The following is a 4,560-nucleotide window of genomic DNA, read 5'->3' on the forward strand; positions in this document are numbered from 1 at the left end:
TGACGGCAAACCGCATTTCCTTGCCAACCACGCGGGCGGGATTCTCGGCGGGATTTCCACCGGGCAAGATATTGTCGTGCGGATGGCGATTAAACCGACCAGTTCGATCCTCATTCCGCGCCAAAGCATCACCGCCGAGGGGGAGGAAATCGACGTGCAGACCAAGGGCCGTCACGATCCCTGCGTCGGCATTCGCGGCGTGCCGGTGGCCGAAGCCATGCTGGCCCTGGTGCTGGTCGATCAAATGATGCGCCACCGCGCGCAATGTGGGTGAGCGTTCAATAATCAAAAAGGGGAGAAGAAGGATATGCCGCAGCCGACCAAAGTGATGGACCTGACCACGCCGGACGACAGCAGCCTCCCCGACGATCTGAAACCCTATTTCCAGAAATGCCGCGACAAGTTGGGCATGGTGCCGAACGTGCTGCGGGCGTGGCTGTTGCGCCCGGAAAAACTGCGCACCTTCATTGCAAGCTATAACGAACTCATGCTGGGCGACTCGGGCCTCAGCAAGCTCGAGCGGGAGATGATTGCGGTCGCCGTTTCCGCCGTCAACCGCTGTTACTATTGCCTCGTTGCCCACGGCGCGGCGGTTCGGCAGCTTTCGGGCGACCCCGAGTTAGGCGAAATGCTGGTGATGAATTACCGCGTCGCCGAACTCCCCGCCCGCCAGCGCGCCATGTTGGATTTCGCCGTAAAATTGACCGAATCCCCGGCTTTAATCGCGGCGCGGGATCGTGAGATTTTGCGGGACCATGGCTTTACCGATGCAGATATTTTCGACATTTGCGAGGTCGCGGGGTTTTTTAATATGACGAACCGGGTTGCCCACGGCGTCGATATGATTCCCAATCCCGAGTATCATCGCCAAGCACGATAGGGAGAGCCGCAATGCGCCGGTTTTTGGTAGGCTGTTTAAGCTTTTTGGGCGTTATTTTTCTGCTGCTCGGGGGCGGTCTCGGCTACCTGGTTTGGCGCGGCTTTAGCGCGTTTGAAGAGGCAAAAGCCCCCGCGCTTCCAACCCATTTGCTGCTGACCCTGGCCATTCAGGGCGAACCGCCCGCCAGCCAATCGAACAACCCCATAAAGGCGCTGACCGGCGATAGCCTGTCGCTGCGCGACATTGTCAGCCGCATCGACGGCGCGGCGAAGGACGGGCGCGTGCAGGGGCTGTTCGTCGATTTCTCCAACGCTCAGCTTTCGCCTGCCGCTGCCCAAGATCTTGCCGCCGCCGTGCAGCGCTTCAAAGCCAAGCGCAAACCGACCTATGCTTTCGCCGATACGATGGGCGAGGCGGGCGGCGCGACCTTCACCTATGCCCTCGCGGCCCAGTTCGACCGCGTCTGGCTGCAACCCGCCGGGGCCTTGGGCATCGATGGGTTGGCGTTGGAACGGCCCTATCTGTCGGAAGCCTTAAAGGCCATCGGCGTTGCCCCCCGTCTCGATCAGCGCCACGAGTTCAAGGGCGGGATAGATATGTTCACCGAAGCCGGGCTCTCCCCGGCCTTACGCGGTTCCTTGCAAAAACTCACCGATGATCTGCTGGGCCAAGCCGTCGACATGATCGCCAAGGGCCGCAATATCTCGGTCGATGATGCGAAAGCCGCCATCGATACCGCGCCGATTGCCGCGCAAGACGCGGTAACGCAAAGCCTGATCGATCAAATGGGCTACCGCAGCGATGCCCTGCGTGCGCTGAAAGACACCAGCCGCACCCAGGCCACCGTGTCTTTGGACGATTACCACGTTCCCGATACGCTGCCGAATGCCGCCCTGCGCATCGCCGTTATCGAAGCCGCCGGGCCGGTAGTCCGTGGCGGCGAGGGGGATGATCCTTTTGCCGATGAGGGCAGTTTTGCGGCGGGCCGCGTGGTGGCCGCCTTCACCGCCGCCGTGCAAGACCCGACCGTGAAAGGCATCGTCTTCCGCATCGATTCCCCCGGCGGCTCCTATGTGGCGTCGGATACCATTTGGCAGGCCGTGCGCGCGGCCCAGGACGCCGGGAAACCCGTTGTGGCCGTAATGGGCACCTATGCGGCCTCCGGTGGCTATTTCGTCGCCGCGCCCGCCGATAAGATTATTGCCCAGCCCGGAACGCTGACCGGCTCCATCGGCGTCTATAGCGGTAAATTCGTTCTCACCGGCCTATGGGACAAGCTCGGCATTCATTGGGGACGGATCGCCAGCGGCGCGTCGGCGGGCCAAAACAGCCCAAACCGCGACTTCACTCCGGCAGAATGGGCGCGGTTCCAGGAAAGCCTCGACCGCATCTATGCCGATTTCACCCAGCGCGTCGCCGCCGGGCGGAAAATCCCGATGGAGAAGATGGATGCCATCGCCCGTGGCCGGGTTTGGAGCGGCGCGTCCGCCAAAGACGCCGGGCTGGTGGACCGTCTCGGCGGCATGACCGAGGCCGTGGAAGAAATGCGCGCCCTGCTGCGCCAACCCGCCGACGCGCAACTCCGCCTCGTCGATTACCCGGCCCCACAGAACAGCTTCGATAAGGCGCTGAAATTCGTCTCGAAACTGGAACAGACCGCCACCCGGATCGAAGGGGTACGGACCCAATTGGAGCCGCTGCTGAACGGGGAAAGCCTCTATGCGCCGGTCAATGTGAACCGCTGAAATGAAAGCAGCTGAACAAGGAAAATTTCAAAAATCTTTCGATTAACACGGAGAAAAGAAGAGAAATAGTTTAGTCCTTATCATCGCATTCATGCAGAATAATCTGCAAAAAATGCGATGATAACGGACTTAGAGCATTGCGCGTTAAATTAAGCGGACAATTATCTAGAACGGTGAATTATTGTTCTGACGGACTTCAGGAATATCTTGGCATGCATCCCAATGTTCGATAATTTTTCCGCTCGTTACACGGAATTGATCGAAACAAACCTGCCCCCGATCCTCCGGTGACATTTTTACGTGATTGAGAACAATTACGAGATCTCCCTCGGCCACAACACTCTTTATTTCAGCGGAACTTTTCGGAAATTTACTCAGGTAATTCGTGGCAAACTCGCGCAGCCCTTCCTTACCGTCTTTTCCGGCGCTATGCTGCTTATAGGAGCCAATATACCGATCAATCGCGGTCAGATCATGTTTATTGAATAGCTCGTCCATAAGAGCAATAACGATTTTCTTTTGGGTCGCGCTATCTTGGGCTACCGCACTCTTAGTGACGGTAGTTGTTAGGACAAGCCCTGCAATCAATAGGGCAATAGGTGCAAAGGACGTGCGACGCATCTTAATCTCCAGGGTTTGAGGCACGGTGAACGCCTCCTCTGTACGGTGATTTTTGATTTAAGAATATGGGGGCAAACGGTACACTTCGTCCCATGAATGGAACACCCTATGACGCTCAGGCCGTGCGTTTGCTTGATTTTCTGGCGCGAAATGGCAGTTTTCGGAAAGCTGCGCTCGCGGCGGGCGTACCTTTAGCGACATTCTGCCGCCACATTGAGTTGCTTGAACATAGCATGGGCGCAACCTTAGTTCTCCGTATGCCGCGCGCAACCAAACTCACGAGCCTGGGAGAGGAACTTCTTGCCCGCGCCGCGCCAGCACTTCAGAGTTTGGATGATACCTTTAAGGCTATTCGAGATTCTCAAGCTGAAGTAAGTGGAACCGTTCGTTTAACGACAACGCCGCTACTCGCCGAATTTCTGGTGGCCCCGGCCCTCGCCCCTATCTTGCTTACCTATCCTAAAATTCGGTTGGAGTTTAATTTAAGCGCGACGGTTCAAGACTTACGGGGCGAAGTTATCGACTTTGCGTTGCGGGTCGGAAATGTCCAAGACGAAAGCCTTATCGCGCGGCGAATTGGTAGAACCCGGTTTTTTCTGTATGGTAGTCCCAACCTGGGCGGTGTGAAGGAGCCTCCCCGATTGGCATTCTCGGACGATCCGGAGCGAAATTCAGCCTCGGTGGTAAGCACCGATTTGCGCGTACTTCGCCAACTGGTTCTTGCAGGCTGTGGAATTGCGGTTTTGCCGGAAATGCTGTGTCAAGCCGACGAAACCGCCGGTCGATTAGTGCGCTGGATGCCGAACCCAGTTGTCGAGTATCCGTTAAACCTCGTCTACCCATTTAAACAGTATAGACCTGCTGCCGTATCGCTTATTGCAAATGGTTTAGCGAAGTATTTGGAGGAGAATACTTAGAACTTCCGCGCCGCAATCAGAAACTCGCGGTTCCCATCCGGCCCGTCGATGGGGCTGGGGGCGAGACCTGTAACGATCCAGCCTTGGCCCTCGCTCAGCCACGCCTCAATTTTCGCACAAACCGCCTCGTGCTGCGCCACATCGCGCACGATGCCGCCCTTCCCCAGATTGCCGCGCCCCACTTCGAACTGCGGCTTAATCAGAGCGACCAGCGTACAGCCGGGCGCGGCGAGCGCCAGCGCGGCGGGGAGCACTAATGTCAGAGAGATAAAGCTGGACACCCGCAAAAACCCTCGCCCGTTCAGTTTTGCTGTGATTCACTGATGGGGTCCCTCGCTCGGAGCCTACCGATGGAACCTCAATCGCTTTTCAGCCTGAACGATCACCTTAAAGCCTT

At 57.6% G+C, this 4,560-nt stretch carries 6 protein-coding genes; 4 read left to right on the top strand and 2 right to left on the bottom strand.

Annotation, left to right across the window (positions count from 1 at the left end; genetic code table 11):
- The 3 genes from ACIQ36_RS18540 to sppA form a co-directional block, all read left to right on the top strand.
- Positions 1-274 (top strand): chorismate synthase (locus tag ACIQ36_RS18540; protein ID WP_395832092.1); only part of this gene is annotated, 274 nt, incomplete at its 5' end.
- A gap of 33 nt (positions 275-307) precedes the next feature.
- Positions 308-880, top strand: a complete 573-nt coding sequence (locus ACIQ36_RS18545; protein WP_395832094.1) for a peroxidase-related enzyme — start codon at positions 308-310, stop codon at positions 878-880.
- 11 nt (positions 881-891) lie between these two features.
- The gene (sppA, locus tag ACIQ36_RS18550) at positions 892-2,625 is read left to right on the top strand and encodes a signal peptide peptidase SppA (protein WP_395832096.1); all 1,734 of its coding nucleotides are present in this window, start codon (positions 892-894) and stop codon (positions 2,623-2,625) included.
- Between the two features lie 165 nt (positions 2,626-2,790).
- Here the strand turns inward: sppA and ACIQ36_RS18555 are convergent, their stop codons facing one another.
- Positions 2,791-3,270 carry an ester cyclase gene (locus ACIQ36_RS18555; RefSeq protein WP_395832098.1) on the bottom strand — a complete coding sequence of 160 codons (480 nt, stop codon included), beginning with the start codon at positions 3,268-3,270 and terminating at the stop codon, positions 2,791-2,793.
- A gap of 68 nt (positions 3,271-3,338) precedes the next feature.
- On the opposite strand from ACIQ36_RS18555, the gene ACIQ36_RS18560 reads away from it, so the two are divergent.
- Positions 3,339-4,163, top strand: a complete 825-nt coding sequence (locus tag ACIQ36_RS18560) for a LysR family transcriptional regulator (protein WP_395832100.1) — start codon at positions 3,339-3,341, stop codon at positions 4,161-4,163.
- On the opposite strand, the gene ACIQ36_RS18565 is transcribed toward ACIQ36_RS18560, so the two are convergent.
- Positions 4,160-4,444, bottom strand: a complete 285-nt coding sequence (locus tag ACIQ36_RS18565) for an SAM-dependent methyltransferase (protein ID WP_395832102.1) — start codon at positions 4,442-4,444, stop codon at positions 4,160-4,162. The genes ACIQ36_RS18560 and ACIQ36_RS18565 overlap by 4 nt on opposite strands.
- Between the last annotated feature and the right edge of the window lie 116 nt (positions 4,445-4,560).

It is taken from the genome of Elstera sp. (assembly GCF_044372965.1).
GTDB lineage: Bacteria > Pseudomonadota > Alphaproteobacteria > Elsterales > Elsteraceae > Elstera.